The sequence below is a fragment of the Candidatus Rhodoblastus alkanivorans genome, assembly GCF_022760755.1.
GTDB lineage: Bacteria > Pseudomonadota > Alphaproteobacteria > Rhizobiales > Beijerinckiaceae > Rhodoblastus > Rhodoblastus alkanivorans.
Map to the genome: position 1 here is coordinate 2694063 of NZ_JAIVFP010000001.1, position 17934 is coordinate 2711996.

Annotated in this window: 15 protein-coding genes; 7 read left to right on the top strand and 8 right to left on the bottom strand. The window is 65.4% G+C overall.

Features of this window, described 5'->3' with window-relative positions:
* The 3 genes from K2U94_RS12415 to rpsF all read right to left on the bottom strand — a co-directional run bounded on the left by K2U94_RS12415 (nucleotide 1) and on the right by rpsF (nucleotide 1822).
* Complete coding sequence (locus K2U94_RS12415) at nucleotides 1–993, bottom strand: hypothetical protein (RefSeq protein WP_243067511.1); 993 nt, start codon at nucleotides 991–993, stop codon at nucleotides 1–3.
* A 146-nt stretch (nucleotides 994–1139) separates the two neighbouring features.
* Nucleotides 1140–1388, bottom strand: coding sequence for a 30S ribosomal protein S18 (gene rpsR, locus K2U94_RS12420; RefSeq protein ID WP_243067512.1), 249 nt, complete (start codon nucleotides 1386–1388; stop codon nucleotides 1140–1142).
* A complete protein-coding gene (gene rpsF, locus K2U94_RS12425) occupies nucleotides 1388–1822 on the bottom strand; it encodes a 30S ribosomal protein S6 (RefSeq protein WP_243068864.1) in 435 nt (144 codons plus the stop codon). Before rpsF ends, rpsR begins: the two co-directional genes overlap by 1 nt.
* Nucleotides 1823–2206: 384 nt before the next feature.
* On the opposite strand from rpsF, the gene radA reads away from it, so the two are divergent.
* The 6 genes from radA (at nucleotide 2207) to K2U94_RS12455 (ending at nucleotide 8819) form a co-directional block, all read left to right on the top strand.
* Entirely contained in the window at nucleotides 2207–3625 is a 1419-nt protein-coding gene (gene radA, locus K2U94_RS12430; protein ID WP_243067513.1) for a DNA repair protein RadA, read from the top strand.
* Nucleotides 3626–3750: 125 nt separating this feature from the next.
* Nucleotides 3751–4491, top strand: a complete 741-nt coding sequence (locus K2U94_RS12435) for a CvpA family protein (RefSeq protein ID WP_243067514.1) — start codon at nucleotides 3751–3753, stop codon at nucleotides 4489–4491.
* Between the two features lie 179 nt (nucleotides 4492–4670).
* On the top strand, nucleotides 4671–6152 hold the full coding sequence (gene purF / locus K2U94_RS12440; protein ID WP_243067515.1) for an amidophosphoribosyltransferase: 1482 nt from the start codon (nucleotides 4671–4673) through the stop codon (nucleotides 6150–6152).
* A gap of 21 nt (nucleotides 6153–6173) precedes the next feature.
* On the top strand, nucleotides 6174–6959 hold the full coding sequence (locus K2U94_RS12445; RefSeq protein ID WP_243067516.1) for an SDR family NAD(P)-dependent oxidoreductase: 786 nt from the start codon (nucleotides 6174–6176) through the stop codon (nucleotides 6957–6959).
* 19 nt (nucleotides 6960–6978) lie between these two features.
* Complete coding sequence (locus tag K2U94_RS12450) at nucleotides 6979–8037, top strand: GSCFA domain-containing protein (RefSeq protein ID WP_243067517.1); 1059 nt, start codon at nucleotides 6979–6981, stop codon at nucleotides 8035–8037.
* Entirely contained in the window at nucleotides 8034–8819 is a 786-nt protein-coding gene (locus K2U94_RS12455; protein WP_243067518.1) for a hypothetical protein, read from the top strand. Before K2U94_RS12450 ends, K2U94_RS12455 begins: the two co-directional genes overlap by 4 nt.
* 7 nt (nucleotides 8820–8826) lie before the next feature.
* Here K2U94_RS12455 and K2U94_RS12460 read toward each other — a convergent pair whose 3' ends face one another.
* The 5 genes from K2U94_RS12460 to K2U94_RS12480 all read right to left on the bottom strand — a co-directional run bounded on the left by K2U94_RS12460 (nucleotide 8827) and on the right by K2U94_RS12480 (nucleotide 13770).
* Nucleotides 8827–10032, bottom strand: a complete 1206-nt coding sequence (locus K2U94_RS12460; protein WP_243067519.1) for an MFS transporter — start codon at nucleotides 10030–10032, stop codon at nucleotides 8827–8829.
* Between the two features lie 31 nt (nucleotides 10033–10063).
* A complete protein-coding gene (der, locus tag K2U94_RS12465; protein WP_243067520.1) occupies nucleotides 10064–11521 on the bottom strand; it encodes a ribosome biogenesis GTPase Der in 1458 nt (485 codons plus the stop codon).
* Entirely contained in the window at nucleotides 11521–12225 is a 705-nt protein-coding gene (locus K2U94_RS12470; protein WP_243067521.1) for a tetratricopeptide repeat protein, read from the bottom strand. Before K2U94_RS12470 ends, der begins: the two co-directional genes overlap by 1 nt.
* A gap of 117 nt (nucleotides 12226–12342) precedes the next feature.
* A complete protein-coding gene (locus tag K2U94_RS12475; RefSeq protein WP_243067522.1) occupies nucleotides 12343–12906 on the bottom strand; it encodes a DUF2239 family protein in 564 nt (187 codons plus the stop codon).
* Between the two features lie 96 nt (nucleotides 12907–13002).
* On the bottom strand, nucleotides 13003–13770 hold the full coding sequence (locus K2U94_RS12480; RefSeq protein WP_243067523.1) for a substrate-binding domain-containing protein: 768 nt from the start codon (nucleotides 13768–13770) through the stop codon (nucleotides 13003–13005).
* Nucleotides 13771–14374: 604 nt separating this feature from the next.
* Here K2U94_RS12480 and K2U94_RS12485 point away from each other — a divergent pair.
* Nucleotides 14375–17857 (top strand): beta strand repeat-containing protein, encoded by a 3483-nt coding sequence (locus tag K2U94_RS12485; protein WP_243067524.1) that lies wholly within the window; start codon nucleotides 14375–14377, stop codon nucleotides 17855–17857.
* Nucleotides 17858–17934: the final 77 nt, after the last annotated feature.

Here is a 17934-nt window from a genome sequence, read left to right on the forward strand (position 1 = left end):
TCAACCTTGGGTTTTCATTCGGCGCGCCTTGCGCGCGCGCAGCGAAAAGGCGGATTCCACCAAGCCGAACACAGCGAGGACGATTACGGACCACGGCTCGAGGATGACCACGGCGGCATAGAGCGCCGCGAGCCAGGCGCTGCGCAGCGAAACGTCGCGGGTGAGGCCGTGCAGGGCGGCGAGTCCATGGAGCGCGAGGCCGAAGCCGCTCGCGGCGGCGACAATTCCCGCGAATACCGCCACGAACCCGCCATTGAAGGCGAGGCCGGCGGCGATCAGGAAGACCGGCGCGACGAAGCGGGGCAGGACGACATTTTCCGGCAGGTCGGGCCAGGGACGACGCAGCCGGCCGGAAATCTCGATGGTGCGCGCGGCCAGCCAGAGATTGGCGGCGAGCAGCAATGTCTGCGAGGCGGCGACGCCCGCCGGCGCGCTCATGATCACGAGCCGCTTGATCGCCACGGCGTCGAAATCGTCCGACACCGGAGCAAGGCCTTTGACGACCTCGTCGAGCGCCGGGGCGAAATGCTTCATCACGGCTTTCATGGCCGGCTCGAAGCCGTGATAATGGACGAGCAGGCTGCCGACGCCGAAAGCGGCGACCAGGATCGCCAGGCCGACGATCGCCGCCAGCATCTCGCCCGGCGTGACGAAGCGCTGCGCCGCCGGGTTGGGGTCGCGGGAGCGCAAACGAACCTGCATCAGGCCGGCGAGCACGAGGGCGGGCGTCGCGAAGCCGAACAGAAAGGCGAGCGCGAAAGGCGGTTGCGCGGCGAAGGCGAGCAGAGCCACGCCGGCGGCCGCTCCGAACAGAGCGCCGGGAAAGGAAAAGCCCGCGCCGCCGATGATCATGGGCAGCGGCGAGAAATAGGCGAGCGCCATCGCGAGGCTGGAGCCGCGGCTCGAAACCACGAACAGAAGGGCGCTGGCGAGGCCGGCTCCGACCCCCACGGCCCGATCGGCCCAAGTAGCCGGCGGATTGTTGTCATTCATCCCGAGCTGTCCCGTGTTCCTGCGCACGACCTGGATCCGAATACCGGCATCCGCTTGTCGGGGTCGTGCGAGGGGCGGTTAGAGGCAGGTCAAAGCCTGCCCCAACTTTGTGAAGGCGCCGCGTCAGTTTTTCCGCGGCGCTTTCGTCAGACGATCACGTAAGGCAGCAGGCCGAGGAAGCGGGCGCGCTTGATGGCCTGGGCCAGTTCACGCTGCTTCTTGGCCGAGACGGCGGTGATGCGCGAGGGCACGATCTTGCCGCGCTCGGAAATATAACGCGACAGAAGACGGGTGTCCTTATAGTCGATCTTCGGCGCATTGGGACCGCTGAACGGGCAGGTCTTGCGGCGGCGGAAGAACGGGCGGCGGGCGGGTCCGGCGGCGGCGACGGTCATCAGAATTGTCCTCCTTCGGCGGATTCTTCACGGCGCGGGCGCGGCGGGCGCCCGCCCGGGCCGCGCGGCGGACGATCGCCGCGATCGCCACGGTCGCCGCGGTCGTCGTCGTCGCGCTTGCGCAACATGGCGGAGGGGCCGTCTTCAAGGGCCTCGACGCGAACGGTCATGAAGCGCAACACGTCTTCGCTGATCGACCACTGGCGCTCGGCCTCGGCCAGAGCCGCCGCCGGAGCGTCCACATTGATGAGGGTGAAATGCGCCTTGCGGTTCTTCTTGATCCGATAGGCCAGGGACTTGACGCCCCAATATTCGACCTTGCCGACCGAGCCGCCAAGATTGGCGATGGTCGTCTTGAACTGCTCGGTCAGGGCCTCCGCCTGCTGGGCGGTGAGATCCGGACGAGCAAGGTAAATGTGCTCGTAAAGAGCCATGGGCTTGCCTTTCTCTATGCTTTCGTCCACCCCGGCGCGGAGCCCTTCGAGCCCGGAGAAAGGCCCGACGGTGATTTTTCCCATCTCGCTCTGGCGTGCGCCAACCGCTCGATAGAACATTTCGAAGGCGGGAACACGGGAAGACGGCTCAAAGCCTGACTGCGCACAGCCCTTCCGTTCAGCCCCCGGCCAGGGAACGAAGCGCGCCTTATAACGCGATTTCGCCGGAGATCAAGCGAAAAGCGCATCCATTCGACGCGCTCGAAATCCATCCTGATCACAATCTCGACGCGCAAAAGCTGGACATGCTCGACGCGCAGAAGCTGGACTTGGCGCCCGTTTTATGTTCTTTAATTGTTCTCATCTCGATTCCGGATTCCCGTCTTGGCCAAGCCGCGCACGTCCTTCATCTGTCAGAACTGCGGCGCCGTCGCCTCGCGCTGGCAGGGCAAATGCGAAGCCTGCAACGAATGGAACACATTAGTCGAAGAGGCCCCCTCAGCCGGCATCGGCGCCCTGGCCGCGCGCGGCGCGCGCAAAGGCCGGGTGTTCGCGCTCGAAGGCCTGACGGGCGAATCGAAGCCCGCGCCGCGCCTGCTCTCTGGCATGGCCGAGCTTGACCGAGTCACCGGCGGCGGCTTCGTGCCGGGCTCGGTCCTGCTCATCGGCGGCGAGCCGGGCATCGGCAAATCGACCCTGCTCATCCAGGCCTGCGCCGCGCTCGCCCGGCGCGGCGAGCGCGTCGTCTATATTTCCGGCGAGGAGGCTGCGGCGCAGGTTCGGCTGCGCGCCGAACGGCTCGGGCTTTGCGACGCCCCGGTCGAACTGGCGGCGGAAACCTCGGTCGAGGACATCATCGCCACGCTTTCGGCGGGTCGCCGCCCTGCCCTGGTCGTGATCGATTCGATCCAGACCATGTGGACGGAAACCGCCGAGGCGACGCCCGGCACGGTGACCCAGGTGCGCTGCGCCGCCCAGGCCCTGATCCGCTACGCCAAATTATCCGGCGCCTGCGTGATTCTCGTCGGCCATGTCACCAAGGACGGCCAGATCGCCGGCCCGCGCGTGGTCGAGCATATGGTGGACGCGGTCGCTTCCTTCGAGGGCGACGGCGCCCATCACTTCCGCATCCTGCGCAATGTGAAGAACCGCTTCGGTCCGACCGACGAAATCGGGGTGTTCGAAATGACCGGCGCCGGCCTGTCGGAAGTCGCCAATCCTTCCGCGCTCTTTCTCGCGGGCCGCGACGGCTCGGCGCCGGGCGCCGCCGTCTTCGCCGGGATGGAAGGGACGCGGCCGGTTCTGGTCGAAATTCAGGCCCTGGTCGCGCCGAGCGCGCTCGGCACGCCGCGCCGCGCCGTGGTCGGCTGGGACCCGAATCGCCTGTCGATGCTCGTCGCGGTGCTGGAAACCCACGGCCGCGTCCGCCTCGGCCAGCACGACATCTATCTCAATGTCGCGGGCGGCGTGAAAATTTCCGAACCCGCCGCCGATCTCGCCGCCGCGGCCGCGCTGGTTTCCTCGCTCACCGGCGCCGTCCTGCCCCATGACACGGTTTTCTTCGGCGAAGTCGGGCTGTCGGGGGCGATCCGCCCGGCGCCGCACGCCAATCCGAGGCTGAAGGAAGCCGCCAAGCTCGGCTTTGCCCGCGCCGCGGCGCCGCCGGGGCCGCAGGAAGGCGAGGCCGGCGGCAAGATCGCCGGGATCGCCCAGCGCCCGGTGCGCCACATCGGCGAGGTCATCGCCGACATCGCAGCCCTTGGGCGCGGCGGCGTCGCGCCCCGCGCGCGCGCCGCCAGTTAGGCCTATCGACGCCGGAGGCCGCATTCGCTATAAGCTGGCGCTCAGAAAAACGGCGGAGCCCCGCCCTAACTTCCGCCACACCCGGCCCCGTCCGGGTAGAACGTCATCCCCCATCGAGGCGCCGCATGCCGTCTTATCTTGACCTGGGTCTGATCGCCGTCGTCCTGATATCGGCCCTGCTCGCGACGGTTCGCGGCTTCACCCGCGAGGTCATGGCGATCCTCTCCTGGGGTGCTGCGGCGGCGGCGGCGGTCTATTTCTATCCGCTGCTCGTTCCCAAGCTCGCCGATCCGTCGTCGCCGATCTATATCAGCAAGGCGGCTTTGCGCCCCTATGCCGCCGGCGCCGCGATCTTTTTCGTCGCCCTGATCATCGTGTCCTTCATCACGATCCGCATTTCCGACGCCGTTCTCGATTCGCGGATCGGCGCGCTCGACCGTTCGCTGGGCTTCCTGTTCGGCGCCGTGCGTGGACTCCTGCTCTGCGCCATCGCCTTCATCTTCTTCAACTGGCTCGCGCCGGAAACCAACAATTCCACCCCCAGCTCGACTTCCACCCCCAGCTCGACTTCCACCCTGCGCAAGCAATGGCTCGCTAATTCCCGCAGCCTGCCGCTGCTGACGGCCACCAGCAACGAATTGCTGTCGCTCCTGCCCGACGATCCAGACGGCCTGCTGGCGAAGTTCAAGAAGCCGAAGCCCGCGGCCGGCGACGAGGCTCCGCCGCCGGAGAACGATTCCGAGCCCAAGGCCACGCCGGCGCCCCCCTCGCCCCCGCGGCGCCCGGAAAAATCCGGCGCCGCGCAGCCCGCGCCCGCGCCCGCCGACAAGCAGAAGCTCGACAGCATCCTCAATCTCGGGCGTTGAAATTCACGAGTCCGGCGGCGCGATCTGGCGCGGGCGCGGACCGTCCCTTGCATGGCTTGACGGCTTAACGCACGATGCCGTGGTGGAAATTTCCGCAAAGGCTTTCCATTTGTCGTCGTGAGGTTTATTGAGCCCGAAACCCTTCGCGCGCGGCGCTCGCGCGCAGACGGAGCCAGAACATGGACGACCGCGACGCGGACCCCGATATAACCGCAGATTTCGATCCGGACGCCGATCGCCTGCGCGAGGAATGCGGCGTTTTCGGCATTTTCGGCCATCCCGACGCGGCGGCGATCACCGCGCTCGGCCTCCACGCCCTTCAGCATCGCGGCCAGGAAGCGGCGGGCATCGTCTCCTATGACGGCAAACGCTTCAATTCCGAGCGCCGCATGGGCATGGTCGGCGACACTTTCTCCAAGGCCTCGACCATCGAGCGCCTGCCCGGCGACCGCGCCATCGGCCACGTCCGCTATTCGACCACCGGCGAAACCATCCTCCGCAACGTCCAGCCGCTGTTCGCGGAACTCGATTCCGGCGGCTTCGCCGTCGCCCACAACGGCAATCTCACCAACGGCCTCACTTTGCGCCGCGAACTGATCCGCGCCGGCGCGATCTATCAGTCCACTTCGGACACCGAGGTTGTCCTGCATCTGGTCGCGCGCAGCCGCAAACATGCGGTGGTGGACCGCTTCATCGAGGCCCTGCGCCAGCTCGAAGGCGCCTATGCCTTCGTCGCCCTCAGCAACAAGATACTGATCGGCGCGCGCGATCCGCTCGGCATCAGGCCGCTCGTGCTCGGTCAACTCGACGGCCATTACATTCTGGCTTCGGAAACCTGCGCCCTCGACATCATCGGCGCCCATTTCATCCGCGACGTCGAAAATGGCGAGATCGTCGTGATTTCCGAGGACGGCCTGGAGAGCATCAAGCCCTTCCCGCCGCAAACGGCCCGGCCGTGCATCTTCGAATATATCTATTTCGCCCGTCCCGATTCCATCGTCCACGGCCGCGCGGTCTATGACGTGCGCAAGGAAATGGGCGCCCAGCTCGCCCGCGAAAATCCGATCGAAGCCGACGTCGTCGTCCCCGTGCCGGATTCCGGCGTGCCGGCGGCGATCGGCTACGCCCGCGCCTCCGGGATTCCCTTCGAACTCGGCATCATCCGCAACCATTATGTCGGCCGCACCTTCATCCAGCCGACCCAGACTGTGCGCGAACTCGGCGTGCGGATGAAACATTCCGCCAATCGCGCCGTCGTCGCGGGCAAAAGGATCATCCTGCTCGACGATTCCATCGTGCGCGGGACCACTTCGGTAAAAATCGTGCAGATGATGCGCGACGCCGGCGCCAAGGAGGTGCATTTCCGCATTTCCTCGCCGCCGATCACCCATCCCGATTATTACGGCATCGACACGCCGCAGCGCGACAAGCTGCTGGCGGCGACCCATAGCCTGGAAGAGATGCGCTCCTGGATCGGGGCGGATTCGCTGGCTTTCCTGTCGGTCGATGGCATTTACCGGGCAATGGGCGAGGCCGGGCGCGATGCGCAGCGCCCGCAATTCACCGACCATTGCTTCACCGGAGACTATCCGACGACCTTGACCGACCTCAACGGCAAGGATATTCGCGCCCAATTGTCCCTGCTCGCCGAAACCGGCTGATCGCCAACACAGGACGCCTCCATGTCGGAAACGCCTTCGACGGGCGACAAGACGCTCGCCGGCCAAAGTCTGTCGGGTCGGCTGGCCCTCGTCACCGGCGCTTCGCGCGGCATCGGCCGCGCGGTCGCGCTCGAACTGGCGCGGCGCGGCGCCCATGTCGTCGCCATGGCGCGAACCCAGGGCGCCCTGGAGGAACTCGACGACGAAATCCGGGCTCTCGGCGGCGAGGCCACCCTCGTGCCCTGCGACATCACCGACTTCCCGGCCCTCGACCGGCTCGGCGCGGCGATGTACGAGCGCTGGGGCAAGCTCGATATTTTCGTCGGCAATGCCGGGATTCTCGGGCCGCTGACCCCGATCTCCCATTGCGATCCCGACAAATGGGACAAGCTTTTCGCAGTCAATGTCACGGCGAATTACCGGCTGCTGCGCTCGCTCGATCCGCTGCTGCGCGCGTCCGACGCCGGCCGCGTCGTCCTGATGTCGTCCGGCGCGGCGCAAAGAGCGGAATATAAGGCGTTCTGGGGCCCCTATGCGACCTCCAAAGCCGCGGTGGACGCGATGATGCGCTCCTACGCGGCCGATGTCGCCAACATCTCGAACGTCAAGGCGATGAGCGTCAATCCCGGACCGCTGCGCACCAGAATGCGCGCCGCCGCCATGCCCGGCGAAGACCCGATGACGCTGCGCACGCCGGAGGAATTCGCGCCCAAACTGGTCGATCTCTGCGGCCCGGACTGGAAGGAGACGGGAAAAATCTACGATTTCCCGACCGACAGAGTTTTGGCTTTCCAGGGTCCGGCGTGATTCCAGCGGACGGGACGCGATGCGGAATCCTTACGCCAGCCTCCCTCCTTCGGCCTTCTGGGCGTCATCCGTAACGGCGGCAGGCCCTGCGGCGCCCACCGACCTGTGGCGCCCGAAATTCACGCTCGACGCCTCCAGCGCAACTCTGACCGCGGGCTCCTGTTTCGCCCAGCACATCGGCGGCGCGTTGCGCGCGGCCGGCTTCAACTGGGTCGAGGCCGAACCGGCGCCCCCGCAAATGCCGCCCGGAACCCAAAGGGCCTTCGGTTACGGGCTGTTTTCGTTCCGCACAGGCAATATTTACACCGCCACCGCTCTTCGCCAATGGATCGAATGGGCCTTGGCCGGCAACGACCCGCGCGATGAAGTCTGGCTCAAGGATGGGCGTTTCATCGATCCGTTCCGGCCCAATATCGAGCCGCAAGGGTTCGAATCCGAACATGAGCTTTTCATGTTGCGCGAGGTCACGCTTGCCGCCATGCGCAATGCTTTGGCGCACGCCGATCTGTTCATTTTCACGCTCGGCCTCACCGAAGCCTGGCGCAATAAACGGAGCGGCCAAGTCTATTCGACCTGCCCGGGCGTCCTCGGCGGCGAATTCGATCCGGCAAAGCACGTCTTCCACAATTTCCGCTGCGCCGAGGTCGCCGTCGATCTCCGCGCTGCTTTCAACAGGCTGCGGGCGTTCAATCCGAAGCTGAAATTCCTGCTGACGGTTTCCCCCGTGCCCCTGAGCGCGACCGCGTCGGGCCGGCATGTCCTTGTCGCCACCGCCGCCTCCAAGGCGGCGCTGCGCGCGGCGGCCGACGAAGTCGCGGCCGAGGCCGCCGACGTCGATTATTTCCCGTCCTATGAGATGCTGGCCACCGCACAATTCGGCCGCCGCCATTATGCGCCGGACCTCCGCAATATCACGCCGGAGGGCGTGCAATGGGTGATGCAGACCTTTTTCGCCGCCCTGCGGGCCGAGCGCGGGCCGCCGCCGCAAGCGGCGTTCTCCGCGCCCAATGCCGATTCCCTTGAAGACGTCATCTGCGACGAGGCCTTGCTGGCCGCCTTCGGGAGGCCGCCGGCGTGAAGGTCTGCGTCATCGGCAATTCCCACGTCGCCGCCTTGCGCGAGGCCCTCGGCGACGGCAAGAGGCGGGGCGGGCGCGACGTGGATTTCTATGCTCTGCCCGGCGGCGGCCAGCCGATCATCGCGGCGAAGGGCGATCGCCTGATCCCAGTCGCGCCGCAGAGGCCGGTCGTCACTGATGTCGAGGGCGCCGAGACGGAAGGCTTGCGCTTCGCCGCCTATGACGCTCTGGCGCTGAGCGCCTGCGGCCTGTTCGCCGCGCGCAACATTTTCATCGAACGCGACCCCGCGATCCACCCTTGCGGGGCCTTCGCCTGTCCGGCCTGGCTGGAGGACGCGCCTGAACCGGCGGGCGGCGAGCGGATCGTATCGAAATCGGCCTTTGACGCCATTGTCGAAGCCTATATCCGCAGCCATGGCTCGATCCGCCTCGCCCAGCTTCTCGCCAGGGAATTCAAGGGCCAGGTCCTGATCCAGCCCTGGCCGGCGCCGAGCCGGGCTTTGGCGAGCGATTCCGGCTGGTTCCTCAACCAGCGCCACGGCTCGCGTGGCCCCTTGGCCTGGAAAGCTTTTTTCACCGCGCAGCGGCGTGCGCTCGCCAACATAAGCCGGGAGTTGGGCGCGCGCTTCACGCTGCTCGACTATCCGTTGCCGGAGACTTTGGACGACGGCTTCATGGAGCCGCGCTGGTGCATCCACGACCCATGGCACGCCAACGCAACTTACGGCGAACTGGTCTGGGACCAGATCGACGCCGCCCTCGCGGCGATCGCGACGCCATAGGCCATCGTCAGCGCCGCTCTTGCCGGGCGCCCCGCCAGCGCGCGGCGAGCGCGACCAGCGCGAGGACGCAGAAAAGAGCCCCGGCGCCGAAGGTCGCCGCCGGCCCTGCACGTTCCCATAACAGGCCGGCGAGAACGCTCGCCAGCAGTGCGATGCTTCCCTGGACCAGATTGAAGAAGCCGAAGCCGGTTCCGCGCAAATCGGCCGGCGTCGAATCCGCCACCATCGCCGCGAGCAGGCCCTGGGTCGCGCCCATATGCGCGCCCCAAAGGCCGACGCCGATCAGGACGAGGCCCCAATGATGGGCGGCGGCGAGCGTGACGTCGGCGGCGATCAGCAGGACGAGGCCGAAGGCGAGGAGGCTGCGCCGATCCATGCGGTCCGCCAGATCGCCGAAAGGAAAGGCCGTCAGGGAATAGACGACGTTCATCGCCGCCATGACGAGCGGAACATAGGCGATGGCGATCCCCGTCTGCGCGGCGCGCAGCACCAGAAAAGCCTCGCTGAAACGGGCCAGGCCGAAAATGGCGCCGATGACGACGACCCGCCAATAGGCGCCGCCCAGACGGCGCAGATTTTCACGACGGATGGGATTCGAGCGCTTTTCGCCCGGCGCCGGCGCGGGCTCCCGCAAAGCAAAGGCCAGCAGGGCGACGCTCAGGATGCCGGGAATGGCGGCGACCCAAAAGACGACGCGGAAATTGTCGGACGTGAGCAGCATCAGCCCCACGGCGAGCAGCGGCCCCAGCAACGCGCCCACCGTGTCGAGGGCCTGCCGCAAGCCGAACGCCGCCCCGCGCATATCGGGCGGCGCCAGGCCCGCGACCATGGCGTCGCGCGGCGCGCCGCGAATCCCCTTTCCCGTCCGATCCGCCAGCCGCGCCGCGAGAACGACCCCAAGGTTCGGCGCGATCGCGAAAAACGGCTTGGTCAGCGCGCTGAGACCATAGCCGAACAACGCCAGCGCCTTACGCCTGCCGATATAATCGCTCAACGCGCCCGAAAATATTTTCACGATCATGGCCGTGGATTCGGCGGCGCCTTCCACCAGACCGACGACGACGGCGTCCGCGCCCAGAACCGTGGTCATGAACAGCGGCAACAGGCTGTGGATCATCTCCGACGAGATGTCCATGAACAGGCTGACGAAGCCAAGTATCCAGACGCCGGACGGCATGCGCCGGAGGACGGATTCGCGCTTCGTCTCGGTCATGGGACGCTCCGATCGGCTCGGACCGCGGGGGCTACCGCCGCCGCTTTTGCCCCGCATAGGGGTTGTCGCCCTGTTTCAGCGTGACGCGGATCGGCGTTCCCGGCAGGTCGAAGGTCTTGCGCAGGCCGTTGATGAGGTAGCGCTGATAGGATTCGGGCAGTTCGTCGAGCTGGTTGCCGAAGATGACGAAATGAGGCGGGCGCGCCTTGGGCTGGGTCATGTAGCGGATCTTGATGCGCCGTCCGGCGACCGCCGGCGGCGGGTTTTGTTCGAGCGCGCCTTCGAGCCAGCGGTTGAGGCGCGCGGTCGAGATGCGCTTGTTCCAGATTTCATGGGCCTTGATCGCCGCCTCGATCAAGGCGTCCACCCCCTGCCCGGTGGCGCCGGAAACCGGAACGACGGCGGCGCCGCGCACCTGGGGCAGCAGCCTGTCGGCCTCCTCGCGCAATTCCACGAGTTTCGCGCCCTTGTCCGCGATCATGTCCCATTTGTTGAGGCCGATGACCAGCGCCCGCCCCTCGCGCGCGACGAGGTCGGTGATCGTCAAGTCCTGCTTCTCGAAGGGAATGGCGGCGTCGAGCAGCACGACCACGACCTCGGCGAATTTCACCGCGCGCAAGGCGTCGGCGGCGGCGAGCTTTTCCAGCTTGCCGTCCACCTTGGCGCGCTTGCGCAGTCCGGCGGTGTCGAAAACTTTCAAGGCTCTTGTGTCGCTCGCTCCGGCATCCGCCGACCGCTTACGCGAATCGTCGCGCTCGCCCTTGCGCCAAAAATGCTCGACGCCGATCGAATCGCGGGTCACGCCGGCCTCCGGCCCCGTCAGCAGGCGCTCCTCGCCGAGCAGGCGATTGATGAGCGTCGATTTCCCGGCGTTGGGCCGCCCGACAATGGCGATCCGCAAAGGCTTGGTCGGGTCGAGTTCGCTGCCGTCCTCGTCGTCGGCGAGCGCCAGTTCGGGCCGCGCGTCCTCCTCGTCCTCGGACAAGGCGGTGGCCTCGGGCAAGGCTTCCAGCAGGGCGGCATAAAGCTCGGCAAAACCGTCGCCATGTTCGGCCGACAGCGGAACGGGGTCGCCGAGGCCGAGCGTGAAGGCGTCATAGGCGCCCGCCTCGCCCGTCTTGCCCTCTGCCTTGTTGGCGAGAAGAATCAGTGGCTTGCCCGCGCGCCGCACCAGCGACGCGAAATGGCTGTCTTCCGGCGTGACCCCGACCCGCGCGTCGATCATGAAGAAGATCGCATCGGCGTCCTGGATCGCGGCCTCGGTCTGGGCCCGCATCCGTCCCGAAAGGGTTTGGACGCCGCCCTCTTCCAGCCCGGCGGTGTCGATGATGGTGAAACTCAGGTCGCCAAGCCGCGCCTCGCCGGCGCGCCGGTCGCGGGTCACCCCCGGCTGGTCGTCCACCAGCGCCAGTTTCTTGCCCACCAGCCGGTTGAACAAGGTGGACTTGCCGACATTGGGCCGACCGATGATCGCGACAGTGAATGGCATTATTTCGTTGGAGCGGGAGCAGCCGGCTTTGTGGCCGGTTTAGGCGCGGGCGGCGGCGTGAACTTGCCGCCGCCGCGCACCAGCGACAGAAAAGCGTTGACCTGCTGGCGCAGATTTTCCGGGGCGGCGGGATCGACCACAATCTGGTCGAACCATTTGCCGGCTGTCTCGAAATCGCCGCGCTTCAGGGCGGCGAGGCCCAGCATTTCACGCGCGGTGTGGCGGAACGGCGTATCGAGCAACGCGCCGAAGCGGCCGTCAAGCTCCGCGCTGTCGGCCACATCCACGCGCAGCATGCCGGCGCGCAGACGGGCGACGTCGCGCAGCAGCTTGTCGTAAGCGGGATCGGCGGCGATCGCGTCGAACCCCTTGACGGCCGCATCGCGGTCGATGCCGGCGCGCTCCTCCGCCGCGCGCAGGCGCGCCAGCGCCTGATAGCCGCGGGGCGCCGTCCGGACGATGTCGTCGAAGGCCGTCGCCGCCGCTTCGGGCTTGTTGGCGTCCCCGAGCGCCTGCGCCGCGTCGAAGGCCGCGCCGGCTTTCTCGTCGCGCATTTGCTTCTGGTGCTGAATGAAGACGGAGATCGCCGTGCCGACCACGATCGCCACCGCAAGGGCCACGACGACGATCGAATATTTCGACCACAGCCGTTTGAGCTGGTCTACGCGGACGTCTTCTTCAATTTCGCGGAAAATATCGGCCATATGTCTTTCCTGCCGCCGTTTTCGATGCGGTTAGCACGCCGCGCGGCCGAAAGCGAGCGGCATCGCGGGATTTACTCAGGGTTCGCCCTCGCGGAAGGCGAGCCAGCGCCGGCTTTCTCAGGGCTCGCCTTCGCGGAATGCGAGCCAGCGCGCATGGGCGGCGACGTCGCCCGGCCAGCCCGAGACGTTTTCGGCGAAGCGCGCCCGGTCGCCGGCGAACAAAGCGCGCGACGCCTCCTCGAAGCCGGGCAGGTCGCCGGCGATCGCCGACAGGAAGCGATAGGCCGCCTCACGCGCCTCGCGGCGGCGGTCGCTTTCGGCGTTCTCGCGGCGGGCGTTTTCGACCAGCTTGCGCAGGGCGACGGAGGCGCCGCCCGGCTGAGCGTTCAGCCAATCCCAATGCCTTGGCAACAATGTGACCTCGCGGGCGACCACGCCCAGTTTGGGCCGCCCGCGCCCGCGCGTTTCGGCGGCCGGGGCAGGCGGGGCGGCGCCTGTGGCGGATTCGTGCGCCTCGTCGCGGAAATCGAGATCGACCTGCCGCCCGGCCTCATCGAAGACGAGCACGCGGGCGGCGGGATCGTCGGCCAGGATCTGGCGGGCCATGCTGGCGGCATAGGAGTCGGCGACGCGGGCGACGCGCCGCGGTCCGGCGAAGATCGTGCAAAAAGCCGTGTTCATGAGAAGCTCCGAAATGCGGCCCGATTTATACCCGGATGAAATAATCCTGTCAATTTTCACCCGGGTAAAATATAAAATGCCGCAAAAACAGAGAGGCTAGCGGCCCTCCCAGCCCCATTTGACGAATATGGCGCGGCCATCCTTGCTTTTCAGGAAATCGACAAAAGCCCTGGCCTGCGGCAAAGCGGCGCCCTTGCGGGTCAGCACGACACCCGTATCGCGATAGATGCGGAACGGCTCTTCGACCGGGACCAGATCCGCGATATGGGGATTGGCGACCTGCCAGATGTTCCAGATCAGCCAGGCGTCTATGTCCGTCTGCTGCATCCATTGGTCGCGCGCGGCCGCGCTGTTCGGCGCCTCGGGCCAGACCATGTTGCGGCGGAAGGCGCGCAGCACGTCGATCTCGCCGGTCCGGCCGGCGACGTCCTCCCACAGGCCGACCTGGCCAGCGTGGGCCACGGTGAGAACCTTGACGCCGGGCTTGAGCAGGTCGCGGAAGCCATGGATGCCTTTGGGATTGCCGGGCCGCACCAGGATCGCGACCGGACGCAGATAAAGCGGCTCGGCGTCGCGCGGATCGAAGGCGCGCGGCATGGCTTTGGCGTAATCGCGCATCATGTTTTCGGCGCCGGTATAGAGGATGTCGGCGTCGGCGCGCGCCTTGTCCACCCATTTCGGCGTCGGCCCCGCGGCGACGACGACGCTCACGCCATGGGCCGCGCCAAAAGCCTGCGCCGCCTCCTTCATCGCCGGCGCCGGCCCGCCCGGCCCGTAGACATAGATGATCGGCAGATCGCCGGCCCTGGCCGCGCCGGCGGCGGCGAGAACGAGCGCGACAACAACGGAAACGAGCTTGCTCATGGAGACCTCCATCATTCCGCCGAGAAACTATCAGCCCTTTCGGCAAAACCGAAGGTCGCGCCTCTGCTCGATCCCGGCTTTCGGGCGGGGAGCAAAACGCAAGCGAACGGCGGGAAAGAGCCGGCCGTGGGCCGGCGCGCAATTTCTCGCGCAATGTCTCACAAAAGACGCCTGACCAATGGCTGTTTCAGCCCGGTCAAGGTCGAAAGAAAAGCGGTGTCGCGCGGAGGGCCCGGCAAATCCGGAATCGGGCGATATCGCGCGGGGGCAGCCAATCGGGACACCCCACGCCACGCCGAAGCAACACCGCCGTCGGTGGAAACTGGCTTGCTATTGATTTCAATGAAAACTTTTTCTTTTTCGCTTGCCAAGCATAAGGTAACCGTCGAAATTATTAACGCTGCTTAAGGTGGCCTCGCCAGCGCGAACCTCACGCGCCCGCGAACCGCCGATGGCAGTGATTGTTGTCGAAGTCCGATATCCAGCGACCAAAACGCGGAACGGCGGGGGCTTCGCCCTATCGTGACTGATCGGAATTTTTTCAGCTACCGGCGATCTTCGGTCGTCGCAGGTGACGAAACATCCAAACCCACCGGGAGGCGGAATGACGACCTATTATTTCACCGGCCGACTCGACAACGACTGGACCAGTGTGGAGTACGCCACCATCAATGGCACAAATACGACATTCGCGGCCAACTGGGGTTTGAGCACGAGCTATTCCCAGCAGGTCTACCTGCCCGGCCCCGGAGACAACGTCATATTGGCGACGGGAACCGCCTATGCGCAGGTCGTCATCGGCGCCTCGACCTATCAGGGCTACAGCAGTCCGCTCGATATCAATTCACTGACCATCGATTCCGGGATGGTGCTGGATCAGAACGCCGGTCCATTCACCATCTACTCGGCCCTGACCAACAACGGGACCTTCAATCTCAATGTCGGCCCGCTCATCTTCGGCCAGGCGGTGGTCAGCAATGGCCAGATCACCGGCGGCGCCATTCAAAACAATGGTTACATCACAGTCGCGGGCGGCGCCTATCTCGACCTCAAGGGGACGGTGACGCTTCAGGGCTCGGGCGTGATCACGATGGTAGGCGGAGACATTTATCATCAGGCCTATCTCACCGGCGCGGATCCCAATGGCGTCGCCGACCTGATCAATTACAGCACAATCCAGGGCGCCGGCCTGATCACGGCGCATCCGGAATATCAATACGATCCCGCCGCGCCGCTGGTCATCGAAAACCACGGCTGGATCGAGGCGACCGACAGCGCCAACGCGCTTGGAATCCACCTCAACAATGGCCCAGGCGGCGGGCTGACCAATTCCGGTTTCGTCGAAGCGACACTCGGCGCCACGCTGAATATTTGGGCCACCCGGATCGACCAGACGTCCAGCGGCGTCATCGCCGCCTATGGCGCCGGCTCGACAGTCATCATCAACGACGCATATCTGGCCGGCGGCATGATCGACGGATCAGGCGGCGGCACGGTGAACTTCGCCCCAACTGGCTATGGTGGCTTCGACACACTCGACGGAAGCGGCGCCGACGGCGCCGTCACCATCGGCGCGGGCGGCAAGCTGGTGATTCGCGAACGAACAACGGTCTTGGGAACGATTACCAACCATGGCGAAATCGACATCAATTATCAGCTCATGGTCGGCACGGGCGATGTGACGCTGAACGGTGGCGGCAAGGTGATCCTTTCGGGCACGGGCCTCCAGCAGCTGACGGGCGCAAGCTCGACGACCGCGACGACCCTGCACAATGTCGACAACACGATTTCCGGCGCGGGCATCATCGGCGCCGGAACCTCATCCGGCCAACTCGGCAATCTCTTGGTTCTTGACAACCAGGCTTCTGGCGTGATCGACGCCAACACGAGCGGCGCGAACATCTTCATGGATAATGCGGTTTCCAACGCAGGCGTCCTGGAGGCGACTAGCGGAGGGGCGCTGATCATCCAATCGACCAAGATCACTCAGACTTCCAGCGGGCAGATCGCAGCCTATGGCGTGGGATCGCAGGTCTATTTGCAATATGGCGTGACGGTTGTCGGCGGGACGATCGGCGGCGGCTCGGGCGGCGAGGTTATCTCCACCTATGGCCCCAACACCATCGACGGAAGCAGCGCCGCGGGCGCGGTGACCATCGGCTCCGGCGGCAAATTGGTAATCGGCGACACGACGACCGCGCTGGGAACCATCGTCAACCACGGCGAGATCGACCTCAACGGGACCTATAACGCGCTCATCATTGGCGACGGCGGCGTCACGCTGACCGGCGGCGGCAAGGTCGTACTGACCACCACTTACGCCGACCTTATCGCGGGAAGCAATCCGACGACAGCGACGACTTTGCACAATGTCGACAACACGATTTCCGGCGACGGCATGGTCGGCGGCTACAACGGACTGTTGGCGTTCGACAACCAGGCGGCCGGGGTGATCGACGCGACCACCGCCGGAACGGCGCTTTCGATCTTGACGGGAAGCGACCTCGTCAACAACGGCACGCTCGAGGCTGACGGCGGTCTGCTCAAGATCTACGACGCGGTGACCGGTTCGGGACAGGCGCTGATCAAGAATGGCGGCGAGATCGATACCGAATATACATTCGACCAGAACGTGACCTTCGCTGGCTCGGGCCTTTTGCGCCTTTATCAGAGCTATAGCGGCGTTGTGAACGGCTTCGCCGCGGGCGATTCCATCAACGTCGCCTCCGCGAGCGGTTCAAATCCCGCCGATTATGAACTGGTCTGGCGGCCCCAAGCCGGAGGCGGCTTGCTGAAGATCGTCGACACGGCCTATTCGTCGGTCGTCGCGACCCTGAAATTTTCCGGCTCCTTCGCCGGCGAAGCCTTTCAAATGGCCATCAACAATGACGGAACCTTCCAAATCAGCCTCGCGTCGGCACCCTATGCCGATCCGGCGCCAGGGGATGTGATGGTGACGGATGTCCAGGGCCAAAATTACACGGCCTACCAGCAAAACTATCGTGGCGGGGTCTATCAGGGAACGCAATATGACTTCGCCGCATCTGGCCAAGCCTACAGCGACTACGCCTATGACTATTCGGCCGGCGGCGCCTTCATCGGCTCGAAATTCTTTTATGCCGGCGCCGCGAACGCACCCTATTCCGGCTATGAATACGACTATGACGGCGCCGACCGCCTGACGCGGGTCGCTTTCACCGGCGCGGCCGGAAGCACCTATTCCGCCTATGAATACGATTATGTCGGCGGCGTGTTCGCCGGTTCGAAATTCGACGTCGCGGCGCCGTCTGGCGCGGCCTATTCGTCCTATGAACTCGACTACAATTCTTCCGGCGCCTTCGTCGGCGATAAGTTCTTCTTCAAGAATATCGTGGGCCAGTCCTACACCGGCGAGGAAGAGGACTTCGATGCCAGCGGCGCCCTGTCGCGCGTCGTGCTGACCGGCGTGGCGAATCAAGCCTATCAATCGCTCGAACTCGATTATGCGGGCGGGACCTTCGAGGGCTACAAAATGTTCCTCTCCGGGATCAAGAATCAGAGCTATACGGCCGAGGAAGTGGACGTCTCGGCGGCGGGCAAATTGCAAAAAGTCGTCTATTCCGGCTTGTCATCGACGCCCTATTCCTCGGTCGAGCAGGATTATTCCGGCTCAACGGTCACCGACACCATCTATAATTTCACCAATGTGTCGGGCCAGTCCTATGACGCCTATCACGTCATGGACAATGTGAGCGGCGTCGCGCTGCAGGAGACATTCGACCTCAACAGCGGCGGCCATGCCCTCGTCGCCTTGACCGGCGGCCAGACGCTGACGAGCCTGGGCGGCGACAAAATGACCGGCTCCGGCGCGACGACCTTCGTGTTCAACGCCATCTATGGCGCCGATACGATCACCAATTTCAGCGCCGGCGACACGATCTCGTTGCCGACGTCGGAATTCGCCGATTTCAACACCATGATGCAGCACACCACGAATATGGGAGCCAACGTGCTCATAAGCGCGGCGGACGGCGACACCCTGACATTGAAGAACATGGATGTGACGACTCTCGCGGGGATGGCGGCGAATTTCACATTCCACGCCTGACGAGCGCAACAGCCGTTCGAAGGCGTCGGAACTGAATTCTGGCGCCGACCGAATCAGCGGCGGACGGGTATGCCCGG

Excerpts from the sequence above, each read along its gene's own strand:
- K2U94_RS12415 (WP_243067511.1), bottom strand. The coding sequence starts at position 993 with ATGAATGACAACAATCCGCCGGCTACTTGGGCCGATCGGGCCGTGGGG.
- rpsR (WP_243067512.1), bottom strand. The coding sequence starts at position 1,388 with ATGACCGTCGCCGCCGCCGGACCCGCCCGCCGCCCGTTCTTCCGCCGC.
- rpsF (WP_243068864.1), bottom strand. The coding sequence starts at position 1,822 with ATGGCTCTTTACGAGCACATTTACCTTGCTCGTCCGGATCTCACCGCC.
- K2U94_RS12435 (WP_243067514.1), top strand. The coding sequence starts at position 3,751 with ATGCCGTCTTATCTTGACCTGGGTCTGATCGCCGTCGTCCTGATATCG.
- purF (WP_243067515.1), top strand. The coding sequence starts at position 4,671 with ATGGACGACCGCGACGCGGACCCCGATATAACCGCAGATTTCGATCCG.
- K2U94_RS12445 (WP_243067516.1), top strand. The coding sequence starts at position 6,174 with ATGTCGGAAACGCCTTCGACGGGCGACAAGACGCTCGCCGGCCAAAGT.
- K2U94_RS12450 (WP_243067517.1), top strand. The coding sequence starts at position 6,979 with ATGCGGAATCCTTACGCCAGCCTCCCTCCTTCGGCCTTCTGGGCGTCA.
- K2U94_RS12460 (WP_243067519.1), bottom strand. The coding sequence starts at position 10,032 with ATGACCGAGACGAAGCGCGAATCCGTCCTCCGGCGCATGCCGTCCGGC.
- der (WP_243067520.1), bottom strand. The coding sequence starts at position 11,521 with ATGCCATTCACTGTCGCGATCATCGGTCGGCCCAATGTCGGCAAGTCC.
- K2U94_RS12470 (WP_243067521.1), bottom strand. The coding sequence starts at position 12,225 with ATGGCCGATATTTTCCGCGAAATTGAAGAAGACGTCCGCGTAGACCAG.
- K2U94_RS12475 (WP_243067522.1), bottom strand. The coding sequence starts at position 12,906 with ATGAACACGGCTTTTTGCACGATCTTCGCCGGACCGCGGCGCGTCGCC.
- K2U94_RS12480 (WP_243067523.1), bottom strand. The coding sequence starts at position 13,770 with ATGAGCAAGCTCGTTTCCGTTGTTGTCGCGCTCGTTCTCGCCGCCGCC.
- K2U94_RS12485 (WP_243067524.1), top strand. The coding sequence starts at position 14,375 with ATGACGACCTATTATTTCACCGGCCGACTCGACAACGACTGGACCAGT.